13 protein-coding genes and 1 rRNA gene are annotated in these 23,027 nt (G+C 48.0%); 13 read left to right on the forward strand and 1 reads right to left on the reverse strand.

All coding sequences use genetic code 11. From position 1 onward, the window contains the following. The first annotated feature begins 207 nt into the window (after positions 1-207). The 12 genes from M3629_RS19540 to ligA all read left to right on the forward strand — a co-directional run bounded on the left by M3629_RS19540 (position 208) and on the right by ligA (position 20,615). The gene (locus tag M3629_RS19540; protein WP_251509658.1) at positions 208-1,377 is read left to right on the forward strand and encodes a S1C family serine protease; all 1,170 of its coding nucleotides are present in this window, start codon (positions 208-210) and stop codon (positions 1,375-1,377) included. 43 nt (positions 1,378-1,420) lie between these two features. Continuing rightward, the gene (locus M3629_RS19545) at positions 1,421-3,316 is read left to right on the forward strand and encodes a stalk domain-containing protein (protein WP_251509659.1); all 1,896 of its coding nucleotides are present in this window, start codon (positions 1,421-1,423) and stop codon (positions 3,314-3,316) included. A 372-nt stretch (positions 3,317-3,688) separates the two neighbouring features. Continuing rightward, positions 3,689-6,202: a U32 family peptidase gene (locus M3629_RS19550; RefSeq protein WP_251509660.1), complete on the forward strand. Its 2,514-nt coding sequence runs from the start codon at positions 3,689-3,691 to the stop codon at positions 6,200-6,202. Between the two features lie 82 nt (positions 6,203-6,284). Further along, positions 6,285-9,893 (forward strand): SNF2 helicase associated domain-containing protein, encoded by a 3,609-nt coding sequence (locus M3629_RS19555; protein WP_251509661.1) that lies wholly within the window; start codon positions 6,285-6,287, stop codon positions 9,891-9,893. Between the two features lie 128 nt (positions 9,894-10,021). After that, entirely contained in the window at positions 10,022-10,900 is an 879-nt protein-coding gene (galU, locus tag M3629_RS19560) for a UTP--glucose-1-phosphate uridylyltransferase GalU (protein ID WP_251509682.1), read from the forward strand. Between the two features lie 227 nt (positions 10,901-11,127). Then, complete coding sequence (gene rfbC, locus M3629_RS19565; RefSeq protein ID WP_251509662.1) at positions 11,128-11,679, forward strand: dTDP-4-dehydrorhamnose 3,5-epimerase; 552 nt, start codon at positions 11,128-11,130, stop codon at positions 11,677-11,679. Positions 11,680-11,730: 51 nt separating this feature from the next. Further along, positions 11,731-12,756 carry a dTDP-glucose 4,6-dehydratase gene (gene rfbB / locus M3629_RS19570; RefSeq protein WP_251509663.1) on the forward strand — a complete coding sequence of 342 codons (1,026 nt, stop codon included), beginning with the start codon at positions 11,731-11,733 and terminating at the stop codon, positions 12,754-12,756. Next, entirely contained in the window at positions 12,753-13,634 is an 882-nt protein-coding gene (rfbD, locus tag M3629_RS19575) for a dTDP-4-dehydrorhamnose reductase (protein WP_251509664.1), read from the forward strand. The genes rfbB and rfbD overlap by 4 nt, the downstream gene beginning before the upstream one ends. 268 nt (positions 13,635-13,902) lie before the next feature. Then, positions 13,903-14,778 carry a phosphatidylinositol-specific phospholipase C/glycerophosphodiester phosphodiesterase family protein gene (locus tag M3629_RS19580; RefSeq protein WP_251509665.1) on the forward strand — a complete coding sequence of 292 codons (876 nt, stop codon included), beginning with the start codon at positions 13,903-13,905 and terminating at the stop codon, positions 14,776-14,778. 166 nt (positions 14,779-14,944) lie between these two features. Further along, positions 14,945-15,649, forward strand: coding sequence for a heptaprenylglyceryl phosphate synthase (locus tag M3629_RS19585; protein ID WP_251509666.1), 705 nt, complete (start codon positions 14,945-14,947; stop codon positions 15,647-15,649). Positions 15,650-16,114: 465 nt separating this feature from the next. After that, the gene (pcrA, locus tag M3629_RS19590) at positions 16,115-18,484 is read left to right on the forward strand and encodes a DNA helicase PcrA (RefSeq protein ID WP_090923054.1); all 2,370 of its coding nucleotides are present in this window, start codon (positions 16,115-16,117) and stop codon (positions 18,482-18,484) included. A gap of 118 nt (positions 18,485-18,602) precedes the next feature. Further along, a complete protein-coding gene (ligA, locus tag M3629_RS19595; protein ID WP_251509667.1) occupies positions 18,603-20,615 on the forward strand; it encodes an NAD-dependent DNA ligase LigA in 2,013 nt (670 codons plus the stop codon). Positions 20,616-20,755: 140 nt separating this feature from the next. Here the strand turns inward: ligA and M3629_RS19600 are convergent, their stop codons facing one another. Continuing rightward, positions 20,756-22,141 carry a molybdopterin-dependent oxidoreductase gene (locus M3629_RS19600; protein WP_251509668.1) on the reverse strand — a complete coding sequence of 462 codons (1,386 nt, stop codon included), beginning with the start codon at positions 22,139-22,141 and terminating at the stop codon, positions 20,756-20,758. Between the two features lie 666 nt (positions 22,142-22,807). Here M3629_RS19600 and M3629_RS19605 point away from each other — a divergent pair. After that, positions 22,808-23,027: ribosomal RNA gene (locus M3629_RS19605) — 16S ribosomal RNA — on the forward strand; the annotation flags it as partial.

Raw genomic sequence — 23,027 nt, forward strand, 5'->3', positions numbered from 1 at the left:
CATGCCTGTATTCTCCGAAGGAAATAAGATGAGAGAGTCTGATTGTGTCGAAAAATAGCGAAAATTAAAACGATTGTACAGCCAGAATTTGTATGATACATTGATGGATACCGATATTGCAGATGAGAGAGAAGATAGATTCGGCCAAGAATCGGCTGTCCAGTCGCGCAAGAAGGATGTTTAGAGTAGAGAGGGTCAGGTGAAGTCATGAAAAGGTTAGTAAAACGGGCAACAGCCATGATGATGGTTGTTGTGCTCTCCATCGGTGTGATGGCAGCGACGGCTGGCGCAGCAGCATCCAAGACAGGCATGCAAGCCAAGGTGATCGACGGCCAGGTGTATGTGAATACCAAAGATCTGCTGATGATGTTCGGCGGCAGTGGACAATACGATGCCAAATCAGGAACGTATACGTATAAGGGAAGCGAAGCCATTCCCAAAGTGATTGAGAAAGCGTCTCCGTCTGTGGTGGGGATTATAGGTAAAACGACGGAAAACCAGAACGGATCGGTAAACGATCGTTATAATCTGGCACATGGCACAGGCGTTATCATTCGCGCTAATGGATGGATTGTGACGAACGCTCACGTGGTGGATCAGTTGGTTGATCCGGTCGTTGTCACAACGGATGGGAATACATATAACATTACAGAAACATACAGCGATCCGTTAAGTGATCTTGCACTGATTAAAATCAACGCCAAAGCACTCAAACCGGCGGTCTTTGCCAAAGCTTCGCAAGCGGTTGTGGGTGAGACGGTGATTGCGATTGGTACGCCGATCTCCTTTTCGTTGCGTAACTCAGCTACGGTTGGCGTGATCAGTGGTTTGAACCGTGGGGTGGAAGCGTCCTACCGCTTAATTCAAACAGATACTGCGATTAATCCCGGCAACAGCGGAGGGCCGCTTGTGAACTTGAAGGGAGAAGTCGTCGGTATTAACTCCATGAAATTCTCCGCAGTGGGCATTGAAAGCATGGGGTTCTCTATTCCTGTAGACACCGTGAACTTTGTCGTCAATCAATTTTTTAAATATGGAACGATCAAACGGGCGAGTCTCGGATTACAGCTGGAAGAGAGCTGGTCGGCCATTGTAGGTCTGCCTGCGGAAGATCCGTTGACGGTTACAAGCGTACTGAGTCCGGAAGCGAAGAAAGCCAAAATCAAGGAAGGGGATGCCATCTACAGCGTTGCGGGCAAACGTGTATCTTCGGTAGTTGATATCAATGAGCTGCTCAAAGCCTACTTACCTGGACAAAAGGTAAAGCTGCTGGTGCAAACGGACGGAGACATCGTTACCCGCACTTTAACACTTGTGGATCGAGCTTCTCTTGAGGAACAGTCCGATGATTCGCTTCTGACGAATGAAGAACAATAAAGCCCGGCAAGCAACCCGAATTGAGAGAGGACGAATGAACGGAATGAAGAAGTCATGGTTACGCGTGCTAAGCACGGGTGTATTAGCGGGGATGTTGCTGGCAATCACAGCTCTGCCAGTATGGGCAGCTGATGATTTGATCACCAATGAGCTGCGTGTCAAAGCAGGGAGTACAAGTGCTTTTATGAATGGCAAAAAACAAAACATCACGAAACCCCTCACAGTTAAAGGCGTGACATTGGTGCCTGTCGGCGTATTCAAAAAAGCTTTTGGCAGTGAAGTGCGACTGGAAAAAAATGATGTCATCAAAATCAAGGAAGGTCCGCACGTTGTGGCCTTGAGAATAGACAGTTCTATCGCCTGGATTGACGGAGCCAAAGTGGAGATGGGGACTGCACCCAAGATGGTGAATGGTGTGTTAATGGTTCCTCTTCGCCCGGTTGCGGTAGGGATCGGTGCAACGCTTGCGCCGAATAGCTCGGGCGAGATCGTCGTACGTTTGCTTCAAACGAGTGAGAGCGTGGATGAGGACGGAATTGATCTGGACAAAGGGAAAACGAGAATTGGCAACAGCTATTATGGCTGGTCGATTCATTATCCAGCCGATCTTCTGGTGTTGCAAACGAATGAACAGGAACGCATGATGACCTTTGGCGCTACGGATGAAAGTTATTTTCTCGAAGTGTATGTGAGTGACCAGAATGTGGTACTGGATGCGGATGACTTGCTGACACAACTCGTGCAGGTGGCTAAACAGGCAGGAGATACGGTACTGGACCGTGAAGCGGTATCTAAAGGGAATAATCCTTATGCAAGAGTTGTCGTCAAAGATGCGGATGGCGTGTTATGGGAGTTACGCCAGTACATTCATGACGGTCGTCAATATGATGTCTACTTGGCGGATTATGAGGCGATTAATTATAAAGATCTGGGCAAACATGCTTCATTGCTCAACTCTTTTGAACCAAGCTATTCGCAGTCAGATCGAACTATTAAGGATCTTTCCACGGTGGAGGACGACATGCGTGCGGCATGGAATGATGATTACGGAATTGAATTAAAAGTTCCAGCGGGCTGGTTCATGGACAATAATAATATGGTTTATGAAGATAAAGACGGTGCTTATTTGCAACTTCGAGTGACTTCAGCCAAGTCCGGTGCAACGGTGAAGGACTGGAGTGATCAGCTCGAGAAGTGGATGCGTGAAACCTTTACAACTGAGAGTTATCAGCAGATTGGTTCATTTACAACGGAAATCTCTGGCGAAACTGCCGAGGTGAATGAATTCCGTTATAACTTCGGGTCAGGATGGCAGACGGAATTTGATGTGCTTTTGCAGAAGAACGGGTATCGTTACTACGCGGAGTATACGTTCCCTGAAGGACAGGCCGCAGACCGAGCATGGTTTGAACGAATTATGAAGAGTGTAGAGATTGATTTTGACACGGTAAAAGATAATTTCGGTCAGCTGGATGAAGATCCATATCTGACAGATAAAATGAAAACGATCACGCGTACGTCCAAAAACTATCATTACAGCGTGGATATACCGCGCTACTGGACGCCGTATAGTGATCGGTTTGAAAGCTCACCTGTCGTTTATACCTTCACGGGTGGCAACTTCTCCATTGCAGCTACAGAGGACAAGTCAATTGAGATGACGGTTAGTCAGCTGAGAGAGGCCTATGCAGAGGCAGCCAAAACGCGAAAAAGCTTCAATCTGATCCGCAGCGAGCAACTGACCTTTGCAGGTGTACCGGCATTCTCCTTCACGTACCATGAAGTGGATAAGGGTGTGCCGTATACAGGTCGTCAGATTGTGTTTGAAAAGGATGGAATCACGTATACGATCACGAGTGGTCTGAACGATGCGAACCGCACGCAAGTGCAGGCAGCCATGCTGGAAAAAGCAGTGAACTCATTTACTTTTATTAAATAACAATAGATGTGTAGAAATTGCCGGAGGGTTAAGAACCTTCCGGTTTTTTTCTTTGGCTGTGATTTTACAATGAATGGGATAAGGTGTGTAAATATGTTGAGAATGAGTGAAATCTCTATGGAAAAATGATGAAAATGACAAACGGTTTTTTCAGGAAACCGTAGAAGAGTCGGTGCAGAAGTGGTACACTATACTAGTTCAGGAGTTATTACTGCTGATTTGAGAAATAGAGAGACTGTAGGCCTTGATTTCAGGCAATACAGACATAATGTATAGATATAGCGATACTTGACGTTGACAGCAATGCAGGCGTACCGAAATACAGGTACCAAGGGAAGAACACTGGCTGAGGCCGGTATGGGGAGGATCTACATGAAAACAGCAACAATACGAAGAGAAGACGTTGAGCTTCTGGCACCTGCAGGGGACTGGGATTGCATGCGTTCGGCGGTAGCCAACGGGGCGGATGCGATTTTCTTCGGGGTCGAAAAATTCAATGCACGGGCACGAGCGAACAATTTCCGTATGGACGAGCTACCGGAGATTATGGCGTTTTTGCACAGTTATGGCGTAAAAGGGTTCCTGACCTTTAATATATTGATCTTCGAAAATGAATTGAAAGATGCCAAAGAACTCATCGACGCTTGCGTTGATGCGGGTGTGGATGCAGTTATTGTACAGGATCTGGGTCTGGTCAAAATGATTCGTGAGATTTCGCCGGACTTTCCGATTCACGGTTCCACGCAGATGACGATTACGTCGCCTGAAGCGGTAGAGTTTACGAAGCCGTTTGACATGGAGCGTGTCGTACTTGGACGGGAAAACAATCTGAAGCAGATTCAAAAGATTGGTGATCAAGCGAAACTTCCGATGGAAGTATTCGTGCATGGTGCACTCTGCGTGTCCTATTCGGGTCAGTGCCTGACTTCGGAGATGTGGGGCGGGCGCTCGGCGAACCGTGGGGAATGTGCGCAGGCTTGCCGTCTGCCATATGATCTGATGGTGGATGGTGTTCATCAGCCGATGGGCGATGTGGCATATCTGTTGTCTCCAAAAGACCTGGCAGCCATTGATATCATGCCGGAATTGATTGAAGCGGGCGTAACTTCTTTCAAAATTGAAGGTCGACTCAAAACGCCAGAGTACGTGGCGAACGTAGTTAGCAAATATCGCAAGGCGATTGACCGTTATTTCGACGGTGACAATACACGGACAAGCAAGGAAGAAATCCGTGAGCTGCAACAGAGCTTCTCGCGTGGATTCACACATGGTTTTCTGGACGGCACGAACAACAAACAGCTGGTAGACGGGACGTTCCCGAAAAGCCGCGGCGTTTACCTGGGTCGTGTAGATCAAGTGCTGCGTGATGGTGTTGTGCTGAAACTGGATGCACCCGTGAAACGTGGAGACGGCATTGTGTTTGACGCTGGTGATCCAACGAAAAAAGAAGAAGGCGGACGTGTATATGATGTACGCCGCAAAGGTGTGAAGATCGAAGGCGAAGCCGGTGAAGGCTGGATCGTGGACATCGTGCCAGGCCGCAGCGATGTGGATCTGCGCCGCGTAAAGGTGGGCGACAAGGTATGGAAAACAAATGACCCTGCGCTCGACAAACGTCTGCGTCAAAGCTTTGACACGGATAAGCCTTACCGTGTCTTCCCGGTCAAAGTGAAAGTCATCGGCAGCCCGGGCCAGCCGCTCAGCACGTGGTGGACCGACGTGCAAAAAGGAACGACCGTGCGCGTGGATTCGGAGATGGAACTGGACATTGCCCAGAAACGTCCGATGACTCATGAATTGCTTGAGGAGCAATTCGGACGTCTCGGCGGCACCGTGTTCCAGCTTGAGGATCTGGACGTCAATCTGCACGGTGACGTCATCATCCCGATGCGCGAGTTGAACAATATTCGCCGTCAGGCGGTCGAACAACTCGCGGGCGAGCGCCCGAAACCGCCCGTCTACGTGAAACGGGCGGTGGACGTGTACGGCGACGCGGTACAACCGGCATCGCCAGTGGCTCGCGGTCAAGCAGAGCTGACCGCGCTGTGCCGTAGCCTGCCACAAGTGGAGGCAGCGCTGGAAGCCGGCGTCGGCATGATCTACGCCGACTTCGAGTTCATCAAGCAATTCCCAGCAGCCGTGGAAGCCGTACATGCCGCAGGCCGCAAAATTGCGCTGGCTACGCCGCGTATTCATATGCCTGGCGAAAACGGCTATCACAACAATATTTTGCGTTTGGAGCCGGATGCGGTACTCGTTCGCAATACAGGTGCGCTTTACTTCTACTTGCGTCACCGTAGAATGAATCCGGACGCGAAGCATCCACAGCTGATTGGTGACTTCTCTTTGAACATCGCCAACCACAAGGCAGTGGAATTGTTCCTGGAAGCAGGGTGCGACTGGATCACGCCGTCGTATGACCTGAACATTCAGCAGATGGTTGATCTGCTCGGTAACTCCCGTACAAGTCAGACCGAAGTGGTTATCCATCAGCATCTGCCGATGTTCCACACGGAGCACTGCGTGTACTGTACGTTTATGAGTGAAGGCACCGACTATACGAACTGCGGACGTCCTTGCGAAGAAAAACGGGCATCCCTGCAAGACCGAATTGGGATGTCTCACCCGGTACGTGTGGATGAAGGCTGCCGTAACACGGTATATAATGCCGTAGAACAGTCTGGTGCAGAGTATCTGACTAACTTTATGGATCTGGGTGTATCCCGTTACCGGGTAGAGTTCCTGGAAGAGACACCGGAGCAGGTGAAGGAAGTTATCGACCTGTACAACCGTGCACTACGCGGCGAGATCAGCGGAACACAAGTATGGAAAACCCTGAAAGCAACGAACCAATTGGGCGTTACACGCGGCCAACTGGTGAAATAATAAGCAACCCCAATCTCTGCTTTACGGAGCTCTTGGGGTTTTTTCTATAAAAGCGGCATCGGCAACCAAGGAGGTGTGAAGCGTGGCTCCATTTACGATGATGGATATCAAATTGCTGTGCGGGGTCACGGCATTCAAACACGGTGAAGAATATCAACAGTCTGGCAGGATTGGTAAGCTGGCTGTGAGTGAAGACGGACGTCATTATCAAGCTGTTGTTCGGGGGACGAAAGCCTACGAAGTAAAGGTAGACCTGGACGATGCGGGAGAGATTGAAGCGCATTGCAACTGCCCGGCGTACGGCAACTATTATGACTACTGCAAACATATCGCGGCTGTTCTGCTTGTTATTCATGAACGTGAGGACATGCCAGAGCCATCCAGTGGCAGAGGGACACCGTCAAAAGTGGGCACACTGGTCGAAGAAGAGAAATGGGAACGGCCTTATTCAGATTTAATATCTACTGCACAAGGTCAGCAATCGCAGCAACTGGAGCAACCTCATCAACTTCATCAATCACAGCAGCATAAGCCGCAGTCGTTGTCCCCTTCTCCTTTTGCACAGGCAGGTCGTCCGAGTTCAGCCTCAGGCTGGGGCCGATCAGCGGATAAACCGTCCTACCGTACGGCAGACCAGATTTTATCCATGTTTGCGAAGGATCGCAGATTGCCGCATGAACGGGAGTCAAAATACACAGCACCGGTTACCCGCTCTATGCTACGAGAAGAATTACAGGTACAGTTCATCTGCAAGCTGGTACATGTGCATAAAGGTGGAGCCAAGCTGGCGCTTGAATTAAAAGTGGGCAACAAACGGCTCTATGTCGTGCAGAAGGTTAAGCAGTTCCTGAACTGTATTGAAAAGGGCGAGCCCATGTCCTTCACCAAGCTGTTTCATTATGATCCGCTGCTACATGTGTTTCGGGCGGAAGATCAGGCTATCCTTTCCATGCTCATTCGTATGAGACAGAGTGAAGAGGCATACCGTGAATCGATTTCCGGTTATCTGGGTGCTTCGGACGGTCGCGATATCCTGATCGCTCCAATTGTCTGGAAGCCACTGCTGGAGTTGCTTATGCAAGCGGATAGCCGTATGGAGGGCACAGGCCTGGCAAACGGTCCGTTAACCCTAAGCGAGGGAGCATTGCCTCTATTTTACCGGATCGCAGAGGGGGCGAATGAAGGGTATCAGCTGGAGGTGTCAGGACTGCGTGAGTTGATTCTGCTTCCGGCATATGATGCGGCAGTCGTCGAGGGGCAGTTCTATATGTTAGAACCGACGCAGATGAGAAGTCTGGAGGACCTGAACCGTGCGCTCACATCCTACGGCATTAAAGAAAGCATTGATATCTCGTCACAGCAGGTGGATGAGTTTGTGCAGCATGTTGTACCGGAACTGCGGACATTGGGGCATCTGTCGATTGATTCCCATGTGCGCGAACAGATTGCCGAACCCGAGTTGTCACCGAAACTGTATATCGACTTTTACCGGGAACGCATTACAGCACGTCTGGAATTCGATTATGGCGTCATGGTCATTAACCCGCTGGCAGAGTATTTAATTAACGAGGAAGAAAAGAAAGTCATCTTGATCCGTGACCGCTTCAAGGAACGCAATCTCATCGAGAGACTGGATCGTTCTTTTCTGGAGCGTGAGGGGAGTGTCTGGGCAAGCGAGCGTGAGGACGCCATCTATGATGTGATGTATCACCTGTTGCCTGAGTTTGAGAAGCTGGCCGATATCTATATGCCGAATGCTGTGAAAGCGATGATGCCAACGTATCCGGTACCGCCGAAGGTTCGTGCTGATCTGGGAAAAGGACTGGACTGGCTGGAGATTTCCTTCGAGATGGAGGGAGTCGACGAGCAAGAGTTGCAAGAACTGATGCGCAGCATTGTGGAAAAGAAAGCTTTCTTCCGCCTGCGAAGCGGTGTCTTTCTGTCACTTGAAAATGATGGCGCGAGCAGCTTCGCTCACATGGCTGACGCGCTTGGACTGGAAGCAAAGGATATCCAGAGCAGCCATATCCGGTTGCCTGCCGTGAGAGCGTTGCAACTTCCGGGCAGAGATGTGGTTTCGGGTCATGTGAAATGGGGAGGATCGCTCAAACGTTTCCTAGATGATCTGCGTGATCCGGACCGGATGGACTTTCCGTTACCTCAGACGCTGGCGCCCGTGCTGCGTGATTACCAGGCAAGCGGATATCAGTGGCTTAGAACGCTCGCACATTACCGGTTTGGCGGCATTCTGGCGGATGATATGGGACTGGGCAAGACGCTACAAAGCATCGCCTACATCACAGCTTCATTACAGGAGAGACCCGTGTATGAGCAGGGACAAGAGGCAGGGCTACCGGCTGATACAGACAACAACATCTCTAATGATTGGATCATGAATGAGTCTCAGCAGGCTTACTTGGTCAATACTGCCTGGCACACCTCCCACCAAGACGGACTGACCATTCGTACGCGAATGACACATCCGCCGATACTGGTTGTTGCGCCTGCTTCATTGACTTACAACTGGGCCAACGAGTTTGCACGGTTTGCTCCGCACCTGAACGTCTTAATCGCTGCAGGACAGAAGGATGAACGTGCCAGCATGCTGGCGGATATGGACAAGGCAGATGTAATTGTGACATCGTATCCCTTGCTACGACGTGATCTGGATACGTATCTGGGAAGAACCTTCCACACCTTGATTCTGGACGAGGCACAGGCGATCAAAAATGCATCGTCCCAGACGGCACAGGCAGTCAAACAGATTCAGGCACCGCGCCGCTTTGCCCTGACAGGTACACCCGTGGAGAATTCACTGGATGAACTGTGGTCTATTTTTGAAGCCGTATTTCCAGGTTTGTTCCCAAGCTACAGAAGATTTCGTGACTTGCCGCCGGAACGTATCTCGCGCATGGTACGTCCGTTCATTCTCCGTCGCTTGAAGAAGGATGTATTGGAAGAACTGCCAGATCGGATTGAGACGGTGCAACGCTCGGAGCTGACGGTCGAACAGAAAAAGCTTTACGCCGCTTATCTGTCTCAGCTTCAGGATGAAACCACAAAGGACATGGAAGATAACGGTTTCCAAAAAAATCGGATCAAAATTTTGGCAGGTATTACGCGTCTGCGCCAGTTATGCTGTCACCCTGCACTTTTTGTAGATGGATATCAAGGGGATTCCGGGAAAATGCAGCAACTGCTCGAGACAATCCAAGACTGTTTGGCTGCTGGCAAACGTATTCTGATTTTCTCCCAGTTTGCAAGTATGCTTAATCTGATTCGTCAGACCCTTTCGGCACAAGGGAACAGCTTGTTTTATCTGGATGGACAAACTCCTGCCCAGAGCCGTGTAGACATGTGCCGCAGATTTAATGAGGGAGAAGCTGAACTGTTTCTGATCTCGCTCAAGGCTGGTGGAACCGGACTGAACCTTACGGGAGCGGATACCGTCATATTATATGATTTGTGGTGGAATCCCGCGGTGGAGGAACAGGCGATTGGACGAGCTCATCGTATGGGGCAGAAACAAGTTGTGCAGGTAATTCGTCTTGTGACGGAGGGCACGATTGAAGAGAAAATTTTAGAGTTACAACAGCGGAAAAAGGACTTGATTGCTGAGGTCATTGAACCAGGCGATGGAGAATCAACCACATTATCTGAGCAGGATATTCGCGAGTTGTTAATGGTGTAGAGCAAACTTGATTTTTATACAACGCTTGTCAATAAACTGTGGTAATGTATAGAGAAAAGCGCAATTTAACTAACTTATTAATCGTATCACCCCTAAACTATTTTGATCCATCCAAAGGAGTGTTTCCTATACGTATTCGCAAAGCGATTATTCCAGCCGCCGGACTGGGAACCCGGTTCCTGCCTGCCACTAAGGCCATGCCGAAAGAAATGCTGCCTATCGTGGACAAGCCGACCATTCAATATATCATTGAAGAAGCCGTGGCCTCGGGCATTGAAGATATTATTATCGTGACAGGGAAAGGGAAACGGGCAATCGAGGACCACTTTGATTATTCCTTTGAACTTGAACAGAATCTTGCAGATAAACAAAAGTGGGATCTGCTGAACGAAGTGCGTAAACCTTCCGAGATGGCTGACATCCATTATATCCGGCAAAAGGAACCGAAAGGACTTGGTCACGCAATCTGGTGTGCCCGCAAGTTTATTGGTAATGAACCGTTTGCCGTCCTGCTTGGGGACGATATTGTAGAAGCAGATCACCCATGCTTGCAACAGATGATTGAAGTCTATGACGAATTGCAGTCCCCGATCGTCGGTGTGCAACCTGTCGATTGGAGTGAGGTATCCCGATACGGTATTATCGATGGGGAGTTGCTAACTCGTACGGATGAACGTGTCTTCAGAGCGCATCGTTTGATTGAAAAGCCGAAAACAGACGATTCCCCATCGAATCTGGCGATTATGGGTCGTTATATTCTTACTCCCGACATTTTTGAGATATTGGGCAGACAGTCCGCGGGTGTCGGCGGAGAGATTCAGCTGACCGATGCCTTGTCACGTTTGAGTGAGCAAAGACAGATCCTTGCGTATCATTTTGATGGCTTGCGCCACGATGTGGGCGAGAAGTTAGGTTTTATCGAAACTTCCATCCACTATGCACTCCAGCATCCTGATTTGAGGGAGAATTTGCTGAAGTATCTGGAAGACATTGTTGGGAAACGATAATTGAACCAGAGGTTTATTTCTATACTTTATACATTAATATTGTATTTTGTGGTGTATAGTTCATATTATATGCAAGTCTGTTCATCCCAGCCCAGCCGACGTAAGACGAGTCGGCTGGGTTTTTGCACGTGTAATGACAGAGGCAAATGAACAAACACTTGGGGGGCAACTCACATATACATAATCAAAATGAAGAAATACTGTCAAAAGCAGAGCGGGGGGAGAGCATGAGAATAATTCCGCTATTTATGAAGGATGCAGCGATACTTGAACCGAAGATATACGGAGATAACCGCGGATTTTTCATGGAAAGTTATAATGAGCAGATGCTGCTGGAACATGGGATACATCATACCTTTATTCAGGATAATCAATCCTTGTCAGCTGAAGCGGGTATCCTACGAGGACTTCATTATCAACTTCATCCAAAAGCACAGACGAAGCTGGTGAGAGTGATATCGGGGGCCATTTATGACGTGATTGTAGATATACGTAGACAGTCGCCCACCTTTGGGCAATGGAAGGGCGTCATACTCAGTGAGCATAATCAGCGTCAGCTGTTAGTTCCCCAAGGGTTTGCTCATGGTTTCTGTACGCTGACGCCACGTACACAGGTCGTTTACAAAGTGGATGCCTATTATTCACCGGAACATGACCGTGGCATCCTGTGGAATGATCCTGCGCTTGCGATTGATTGGCCCGTCACGGAGCCGATCTTATCGGATAAAGATCAGAAGCATCCGATGCTGAAAGATGCCGAGCTGAATTTTGATAAATGACAAGACCTTGCAGGTATGATGTGTATCTGGAGGCAAAGGGAGAGAGACAGCATGAAATTACTGGTTACCGGCGGAGCTGGCTTTATCGGCAGCAACTTTGTTTTATATATGCTACGGGAGCATCCGAATTACGAAATCATCAATGTGGATGCGTTGACGTATGCGGGAAATTTGGAAAATTTGCAGTCGGTTGAATCCAATCCGTGTCATACCTTTATCAAGGCTGACATCTCTGATGTCCAGCAGATGGATGCCATTTTTGCTCAAGGTGTCGATGTGGTTGTGAATTTCGCTGCTGAATCCCATGTCGATCGTAGCATTCTGGCTCCCGATGTTTTTGTCCGCACGAATGTTATGGGTACACAGGTACTGCTGGATGCAGCAAAAAAATATCAGATCACCAAGTTCGTACAGGTTTCGACGGATGAAGTGTATGGTTCACTCGGGCCGACAGGACTGTTTACAGAAGAGACACCGTTGACACCGAACAGCCCTTATTCCGCAAGCAAAGCTGGAGGCGACCTACTCGTCAGAGCTTATCATGAGACCTTCGGTTTACCTGTAAACATTACCCGCTGCTCCAATAACTATGGCCCGTTTCAATTTCCGGAGAAACTTATCCCACTCATTATCTCTCGTGCTTTGAAGGAGGAAGCCATTCCTGTATATGGTGATGGTCTAAACATTCGTGACTGGCTGTATGTTGAAGATCACTGCCGTGCCATTGATCTGGTTATCCATCAGGGCCAATCGGGAGAGGTATACAATATTGGTGGTAATAATGAACGCACCAATATTCACATTGTAGAGACCGTGCTGGAGCAACTGGGTAAACCGGCGAGTCTGATTCAATACGTACAAGACCGTCTGGGACATGATCGGCGTTACGGTATTGATCCAACAAAGCTACAGACAGAGCTTGGCTGGAAACCGGTGCACCATTTTGAAACGGGGATTAAAGAAACAATCACGTGGTATTTAAACCACCAGAAGTGGATGGAAAGAATTCAATCCGGTACGTATCAGGATTATGTGAAGCTTCAGTATGGAAAGCGAATGGGTGATTCGGGCGCATGAAAGTTCGAGTGATGGTAACAGGAGCATCCGGACAGCTGGGGCATGATGTCGTGAAAACATTTGAAGCAGATGGCCACCATGTACTGGGCTGTGACCGGGATCAGATGGACATCACAGACCAGCGACAATGTATGGATCAGATTCTCGTTTACCGACCTGATGTCATTATTCATTGTGCTGCTTACACTGCGGTAGATCAGGCGGAATCAGACATCGATACAGCTTTTGCCATTAACGCTGTTGGCACGCGCAATATAACAGTTGCTGCTGAGAAGGTGAACGCCAAACTGATCTATATCAGTACCGATTATGTTTTTGATGGAATCGGAACAACGCCCTACCAGGAGTATGATCAGACCAATCCTCAAAGCGTATACGGCAAATCAAAGCTCGCCGGAGAACGGCTGGTTCAAAGTCTGAGCACACGGTGGTTCATTATTCGCACGTCATGGGTGTTTGGCAGTCATGGCCATAATTTTGTCAAAACGATGCTGAACTTTATGGAAAAACGCCCGCAGCTTCAGGTTGTCCATGATCAACAGGGTTCCCCTACCTATACAGTTGATCTTGCTCGTCTAATTGCTGAGCTGGCTTTAAGCGAAAAATATGGTATTTATCATGCTTCCAATGCGGGAAGTTGTACATGGTTTGAATTTGCACAGGCTATTGCGGAGGAAGCCAATACTCACAGTGGGTTTAGAGCGACAGCTGAGCTATTGCCTTGTACCACAGCCGAGTTTCCTCGTCCGGCCCCTCGTCCGGCGTATTCCGTAATGGATCATATGGGAATTCGTATAAACGGGCTTCAAGCTATGCGACCTTGGAGAACAGCGCTGGTTGCATTTTTACATGAGCTAGATACGGGGCAGACGCATTAAATTCCGACTCTAATTGCTATCATCTTATCATCGTTGATTGCTAATCATTTTCTATCTGATACTTATAATGGCTGCCTTAGGGCGGCTTTTTGTTTTGCTTATGTGCAATTCGGGTAGTTAGTTACCAAAATGAAATATGACATTATATGTTTTGTTGTGCCATATCATACTTGATCACTGCGGAGTTTGTACTTATATAGTAAGAACCATTTTTTGATACTTGCAAACTACTTTGAACTAATCCGTCTGCAAAGGATGTGTAAATGATATGAAACGTATTGCCGCTGTTTTGACACTGTTGCTCGTTACTGTGGGAACACTCTTTTGGGCACATGATAGTCAGAGTGAGGAGCGACGTGATGGATTCGCGAACTATCGATTAATCGCGCATGCTATGGGGAGTATTCGGGACCAGCCTTATACGAACGCGTATGAAGCCATGATTTCCAATTATGAAAAAGGTACACGGGTCTTCGAAATTGACTTCATGCTCACTTCGGATCGCGTAGCTGTAGCCAGACATGAGTGGACGGCTAACATGAGCAAAATGCTTGGACAAGATGAAGAGTTGCCCGAGCATAAACAGGCTGGTGCACTTACACACGATGAATTTATGAACACACCGATTCTTGGCATGTACCAGCCTATGGATGCCGATGGAATTATGAATGTATTATCCAAGTACCCGGATATGTATATCGTAACGGATACCAAAGAGCAGAAGGACGAAGATATCCAGCAAGTGCTACGATCCTTGGTCAATGCAGCGAGGAAACATGATTCATCCGCTCTAAGCCGAGTCGTAGTACAGATTTATAATGAACCTATGCTTGAAAAGGTAAAGGAAGTCTACAACTTCCCCTCCATCATTTACACGTTATATGCCACACAGGATACAGAAGCCCAAGTTGTGCAATTTGTGGAGAACAATGATATTGATGCTGTAACGATGCCGGAATATAAAGTGAACCAGAACTTTGTTGCCAAACTAAAGAAGGCCGGAGCAGTCACCTACGTGCATACCATTAATGATACCCAGCAGGCAGCTAATTATGAAAAATGGGGTGTGTATGGTGTGTACTCCGATGTCCTGACAGAGCAAGAAATGGAAGAGATGAATACAAGGTTTGCTTGGAAACCTTAAATCGGTCCTCAAATTCAAGGACACAGACTTTTTATGAAGATCAATCGTGAAAAGTCTGTGTTTTTTCTGTTCGCCTTTTATACGAACATTGACACCTACTGTCTGCTGACTTAGACTTAGTTTACAAGCTTTTTAGGATGCAGAAGAACCTCTGGAGGAATGTTCGTTGATAGACATGATTAAGCAGTGGAGACACGTATTTAAGCTCGATCCCGACAGGGAAATTACCGATGAGGCATTGGATCAGGTATGCATGTCTGGAACAGATGCGATTATCGTGGGTGGATCATCGGGTGTTACGTACGATAATACCGTAGATATGATGTCCCGGGTGCGTCGCTATGAACTCCCTTGTGTGCTGGAAGTTTCCGATCTGGAGGCTGTTGTGCCTGGGTTTGACGGGTATCTGATCCCGATGGTGCTAAACACAATGGACAGCAGATGGATGATTGGACACCACCAGCAGGCTATCGAGCGCTATGGCTACTTGATCCCGTGGGATTTGCTGATTACCGAAGGGTATATTATTCTTCATGCGGACTCGACTGTGGCGAGGTTAACCGGAGCAGATACGGAACTGACGATAGAGGCTGCGGCTGCTTATGCTCAGGCAGGAGAACGGTTGCTGAATCTGCCCATTATATATATGGAGTACAGCGGAACTTTTGGGAATATGGAGCTGGTTGCCGAGACGCATAGACAACTGGAGCGAGCACATCTTATTTATGGCGGTGGAATCGATACAGCGGAGAAAGCAGGACAAGCTGCTCAAGCTGCGGATACCGTTGTTGTTGGCAATGTGGTCTACGGCGATTTGCAGCAAGCGTTGGAGACGGTACAAGCTGTGAAAGGCGATCAAAGTAACACCTGACCGGTTTAGTTTACCATTCCCCCACATCCCCTTTAGAATCTGTTAAAATAGATCCTTGTCCCTTTATTGATTTAATTTGATTTCATTTAAGTAATATTGCTTTCAGGTGCCTAAATCTCCTTCCGCCCATGTGCATTATGATGTATGTTTACACAGGAACGGAGAGTACAGGAGTAATCTGAAGAAACGAAGACTCCCGTTAAACAAACTGAAGATTTATTACAGTTTTCTTGGTGTTTTTACCTACCCACAAAGTATATGGCGACTATGTTTACACGCGAACAGAGAGGACAGAAATAAGCTGGAGAAGCGAAGCGTTCGCCTTTATTACCGGATATTCACCTTTAGAAAATAGTTTAAAAAATCCGGGAATAACAGCGATTGAAAGCTTATTCTGTCATCGGAGTGACAAGTGTAACCGCAGGACCCACTTATACGACCAACTAATGAAAGGAGCATGCATGCATGCAACCTGTAAATATACATGACGCCGTAGCACGGCTGAACACTCCTCAGCGGCAAGCTGTAGAGGCAACGGATGGACCGCTGCTTATTATGGCTGGTGCGGGCTCGGGCAAAACCCGGGTACTTACACACCGGATCGCCTATCTGATCGCAACACGTAAAGCGCCCCCGTGGGGCATTTTGGCGATTACGTTTACGAACAAAGCGGCCCGGGAGATGCAGGATCGGGTATCCCAACTGGTAGGCGGATCTCAGGGCCGCGATATTTGGGTATCCACATTCCACTCCATGTGTGTGCGCATCTTGCGCCGTGACATTGAACGGATCGGTTTTACATCCAACTTCAGCATTTTGGATTCATCGGACCAGTTATCCGTTATTCGCAGCTGTATGAAAGATCAGAATATTGATACGAAGAAGTTTGAACCCAAAGCCGTTCAGGCGATGATGAGCACAGCCAAAAACGAACTGATCAGCCCTGAACAATATGAGAAGCAGGCAGGGGACTATTTTGAAGGCATTGTAGCGAAGGTGTATACGATGTACCAGAAACGTCTCAGAGCCAACAACTCACTCGACTTCGACGATCTGATCATGGCAACCATTCAACTGTTCAAAGAAGTGCCGGAAGTGCTCGATTTTTACCAAAAGAAATTCCAATACATTCATGTCGATGAATATCAGGATACGAACCGTGCACAGTACATGTTGTGCCGTATGCTGGCTGACAGCCACCACCGTATCTGCGTCGTAGGGGATAGTGACCAGTCGATCTATCGCTGGCGTGGGGCGGACATTACAAACATCCTTAACTTTGAAAAAGATTACCCGGAAGCACAGACGATCCTGCTCGAGCAGAATTATCGTTCGACTTCCAACATCCTGAATGCGGCGAATGAAGTCATCGGCCTGAATACGGGCCGCAAACCGAAGAAGCTGTGGACGGACAAAGAAGGCGGATCAAAGATCAAGGTGTACCGTGCCGATTCCGAGCATGATGAGGGGTATTTTGTAACCTCGGAGATTAGTAAAAATGTGAAAAACGGCAAATCCTATCAGCATCATGCGATTTTGTACCGTACCAATGCACAGTCCCGGGTTATCGAGGAAATTTTGATCAAGTCTGATATTCCGTATCAGATTGTCGGCGGCATTAAGTTCTATGATCGGAAAGAGATCAAGGACATTTTGGCTTATCTGCGCCTGCTGTCCAACCCGGACGATGATATCAGTTTGACCCGGATTATTAATGTGCCGAAGCGCAGCATCGGAGATACGACAGTAGCCAAGCTGGCTGCAGCAGCTGGAGAACGCGGGGTTTCCATTTTCCGTGTACTGCAAGTGGTTGATGATCTTGGTTTCGCTGGTCGCACACGTAATGCACTGGTGGAATTCTATGATATGATCGCAGCTCTGCACCAGATGGTTGAATATCTGTCCGTGACTGAATTGACCGAGAAGATTCTGGAGATGAGCCAGTATCGTGACGAGATGCAGAAGGAAAATACCATTGAATCTCGCGCAAGACTGGAGAATATTGAAGAGTTCCTGTCGGTAACGATGGAGTTTGAGAAAAATAATGAAGACAAAACGCTTGTTTCGTTTCTCACCGATCTGGCACTCATTGCAGACATCGACAGCATGAACGATGACGAAGAGGATCAGAGCGATGCGGTCACGTTGATGACGATGCACAGTGCCAAAGGTCTGGAGTTCCCCGTTGTCTTTATCGTAGGTATGGAGGAAGGGGTCTTCCCTCACAGCCGGGCTTTTATGGATAATGAAGAGCTGGAGGAGGAACGTCGTCTGGCTTACGTGGGGATTACACGGGCTGAGGAGCAGTTATTTCTCTCGTGTGCGCAGATGCGGACCTTGTTTGGACGTACAACGGCCAATCCGCCATCCCGTTTCCTGGACGAAATCCCGGATGAGCTTAAAGAAGATACGTCCATTGCACGCGACCGTTACCGCCGAGGAACCAGCACAGGCGGAGGTTCATATGGAGGACGTGGTTTAGGCTCCAGTGGTGGAAGCAATTTCGGCGGCGCTGCAAGTGCGTCCAAGCTGTTTGAGCAACAAAGCCGAAGTGGTTCATCCGCAACAGCTTCATCTGGGCCAACGTCCCGGGTAACTACGAGTACATCCCGTCCAACCTTTGCAGCACCAACTTCGGCTTCGAAATCGGCCTCTTCCGAAAGTGCGGCAGGATTTAAGGCAGGCGACAAAGTGCAACACGGCAAATGGGGGACAGGTACCATCGTTGCAGTCAAAGGCAGTGGTAATGATACCGAACTGCAGATTGCATTCCCGGCTCCAGTCGGCGTGAAACGTCTACTCGCTGGATTTGCCCCGATTACCAAAGTGGAATAAGAATAAACGGCCTATTGTATGATACTGGACTGACATGACCATCGATTCTGCCATGTCTCTCGATTACAATAGGCATGTTCGTTCTACATATATTAAATATACGGAGGGATGGCCCAATATGGACCCGATGCACCGGATGGAGCAACTCGTTACCGAGCTGAACCAGCACAACTATCAGTACTACACGATGGATCAGCCGCAGATCAGTGATAAGGAGTATGACCTTCTATACGATGAACTGGTTACGCTGGAGCAGGAGAGCGGTATGATATTGCCGGATTCTCCCACACAACGTGTAGGGGGCGAACTGCTCAAGGGATTTACCCCGCATCGTCATTTATCCCCATTATGGAGTTTGGACAAAGCACAGAACATTGAACAGCTTCGCAATTGGAATACACGTGTATTAAAGCTGGTGAATGACTATAACAGCAAAAACCCGGATAATCCGTTGCCTGAACCGGGTTATGTCATTGAGCTGAAGTTTGATGGACTGACCTTGAACCTGACCTATACCAACGGTGAGTTGGTGCAGGCTTCTACGCGCGGAAACGGAACGGTGGGCGAAGGCATTTTGGCACAAGTGAAAACCATCAAATCTGTTCCGCTCAAAATTCCGTATACCGGAGGTACGATTGAAGTGCAGGGCGAGGGCATTATGAATCTTTCTGTACTGAATCGATATAATGAAACGGCTGCCGAGCCGCTCAAAAATGCACGGAATGCAGCCGCAGGAGCGCTGCGTAACCTGAATCCGAAAACGACAGCTGAGCGTCGGTTGAATGCCTATTTCTATAATGTTGGATACTCGGACGACATTCAGTTCGCAAATCATCAGGAAATGATGGACTTCTTGCGCGAGAACCGTTTTAAAGTTAATCCATCACTCACCTACTTCCACGAATTCAATGACGTTATGGAGCAGCTCGAAGCAATTCAGGAAAATCGGGGACAACTGGATTACCTCATTGACGGGGCGGTTATTAAGCTGACGGACATGCGAACTCGTGGAGTGTTAGGCTACACGGATAAGTTCCCGCGCTGGGCAGTTGCCTACAAGTTCGAAGCGGAAGAGACAACAACCGTATTGAACGAAGTGGTGTGGAATGTGGGCCGGACGGGTAAAGTGACGCCGCTGGCGCGGGTAGAAGCCGTTGAACTCGCTGGAGTGACCGTGCAGAACTGCACGCTGAACAATGTGGGTGATATTGAACGTAAAAATCTGAAATATGCGCTCGGTTCACGTGTCTTCATTCGTCGTTCCAATGATGTTATCCCTGAGATTCTTGGCAAAGTGACGGATGAGAATGACGGTGAAGAAATCATATATCCAGAGCAATGCCCGGCATGTGGATTCCCGTTGGAGCAGCGCGGAGCACACTTGTTCTGCAATAACAAGCTGGCATGCAAACCGCAGACGGTTGCTCGTATCTCTCATTTTGCTTCCAGGGATGCCATGGACATTGAGACCTTCAGTGAGAAAACAGCGATTCAGCTATATGATGAATTGAATGTGCGTGAACCTGCGGATCTATATACATTGCAGTTCGATGATCTCGTGAAGCTGGAGCGATTTGGCGAAAAGAAAGCGAACAACCTTCTTGCTGCGCTAGAGCAGAGTAAAGACCGAGACCTGGCTTCGTTCCTGTATTCCTTGGGTATCCCGAACACTGGCAAATCCACCACGCGTATGCTCGCCGATCATTACCGTGATCTACATGCGATTATGAACGCCACCGTGGAGGAATTAGTTGAACTACCCGATGTGGGTGGGATTGTTGCGGAGAGCATCGTGAATTTCTTCGCCGATCCGTTCACGCAGGCTGCTATTGAGAAAATGCTGAATTTGGGTGTGAAAGCACAGGCACCAGAAGTGCCAGCGGTTGTGGTGGAGGATTCTTTCTTTAGTGGTAAAACGGTCGTGCTTACAGGAACACTGCATCAATTGACGCGTGAAGAAGCAACGCAGAGACTTGAAGCGCTGGGTGCGAAGGTCACGGGGAGTGTATCGAAAAAAACAGATCTTGTCATAGCTGGAGAGAAGGCAGGCAGCAAATTAACGAAGGCTCGTGATCTCGGTATTCCGACTATCGAAGATGAGGACGAATTGGTACGCCTGCTGAATCCGTAGACTGTTGATATCTAAAGTTTTGTGCCAGCACTTGTCATAGGCATTACAAGACACGTGCCACTAGTAGCTTTAAAAAAAGAGGCCTCCAAAAACACGCAAATGTCGTGTCGGGAGGCTTCTTTTGTATATGCTGGAGATTGTTATGAACCCGTTATATTTGGAAAGCGCTGAGAAGCACCGGATAACCATGCATCTTTGTCGTATCCCCGCTCTTCCCAATATCCAATATGCTCGCTGTCGATGACTTCAATACGGTTAAGCCACTTGACCGATTTGTAGGCGTACATCTGCGGGATAACGAGCCGTACAGGTCCGCCAAGATCGGCAGGAATAGGTTTGCCGTCATGCATGACCGCAATCATAATGTCATCCATTTGAGCTTGTTCTAATGTGATTGCATCTGTATATACTTCGTCCCCGGAATAAAATTTGACGCTGTGCGCTCCAGGTTTTACGCCGGCTTTCTCCAGAAAAAGCTTCAGGGGAATGCCTTCCCATGTATTTTTGTACACGGACCATCCAGTAACACAGTGAAAGTCACTGACTTGAACGGTGCGTGTAAGCTTGACGAACTGTTCCCAATTCCAGATTTGAGCACGTTCCACCAGACCATCTATCCGAAATGACCAGTTTGCATTGGAAAAGGATGGAATGGGTGTGACCGTATATACGCGAAAGTGTCCCTCGGCACCCCCGCCAATCGGCGGAGAGGAAGAAGGCAAGGGTTGCGGAAGTGGAACCATCCGATTGGGGTCAGTCTCAAGCATGCTATCTATGCTGTTATCAAATTTGAGGTTTTTACCTACCCATGATACAAATGTAGGTCCAAGAGTTACGGCGAGTCCTATACCTACAGCAGAGCGGATGAAGGCTCGACGAGTGTATACCGGTTGTGGTTTCTCCATGTTTGGTGCGTGATTTCTACCCGATTCTTTGTCTACATGCAGAATAGGTGTAGCTGCTGGTGTGTCGCGTGTGTCCAAATCTTCTTTGTTAGCGTTGGGAGCGGCTGGTTTATTTACACTTGGCTTCTGCATCGATGGTTCATTGGTTTGGATCGTACGACGTGCAGGGTCTTTTAACCAACGTGTACGTGTGATGGAGTGGTAGATGATATAAGGTAAACCAATCCATGTGAGCAAATCGTGTATCAGAAGCGCGGCATTGGACCACCGTGGGCCGGCCAGCTTGAACTGCCATAAAACGATGCCGGATAATAGCCATCCGATCAGAAGAGCAAGAACGATAATGGTATTTGCTTTTTGCCATGGCTTATTACGAAGTTGCTTCCAATGCTTACCGGCCAAAAATAAGTAATACACGACAGGCATAAGCATGGCGATGCCAACGGCGATATGTAACCATTTTAACCAAACACGTCCGATACCCAGAGTTTCACGCCAGAAGCCACCAACTAATATGAGACCCGTAATGGAAAGAATCACAACGATCCAGGCATTCCAGGCATGAATGGAAACGAGTTTTTTGCCGTAACCTTTGCGCATCTTTTTTAACCACTGTTTCAAGTGTTTTCACCTCGCGTTATGGATTTGAACTAGAAAGCAAAATCTTAGGCTGAAAGCAAAATCGCAATAGATCAATATTCAAAAATTCAAAAGTGGATCTCAGATGAATGTAGGAAGGGTGCATGTAAAAGTGAACGTGCTACTGCTGCTGCGCAGTTGGAACTGTTAACAACCTTGGGGAACTCCCTTTTATCTAAAGATACCTTATTATAAAGTTTTTGGATCACTTACTTCAAATTTGATCTTTTCCGAGCTGTCACCTCCCTTGTTTAGCTAAGCAAAGCTAAAACTCGCTTCATTTCGATCACTCTCTCCAGGCTTTAAGAACGATCTTACTTGCAATATAATAGAAGTTGAATAAAGTGCTTGCTAAAAGAATGACAGCGTGGTATATTATTTCTTGTCGCTTCAAACAGAAGGTAGTCGAGTAGCTTTGAAGATTGACGAAAAAGATTGTTGACAGAAACTTAGTTAACATGATATGATAAATTTCCTGTCTGGTTGACGTGAGTTGTCACAAGATAAGGTAAACAAGTTCCTTGAAAACTGAACAAATGGATAGTAACTTTTGATTTACAATGAATCGTCAGATTCAAAATGAGCTTATCGCTCTTTTCAATACCCCGATGAGTTTCACCGCGTTTAACCACGCTTTGAAATTCATCTTTATTGGAGAGTTTGATCCTGGCTCAGGACGAACGCTGGCGGCATGCCTAATACATGCAAGTCGAGCGGACTTGAAGAGAAGCTTGCTTCTCGGATGGTTAGCGGCGGACGGGTGAGTAACACGTAGGCAACCTGCCCTCAAGCTTGGGACAACTACCGGAAACGGTAGCTAATACCGAATACTTGTTTTCTTCGCCTGAAGGGAACTGGAAAGACGGAG

It is taken from the genome of Paenibacillus polysaccharolyticus, assembly GCF_023714295.1.
In the GTDB taxonomy this organism is placed as follows: Bacteria; Bacillota; Bacilli; order Paenibacillales; family Paenibacillaceae; genus Paenibacillus; species Paenibacillus polysaccharolyticus_A.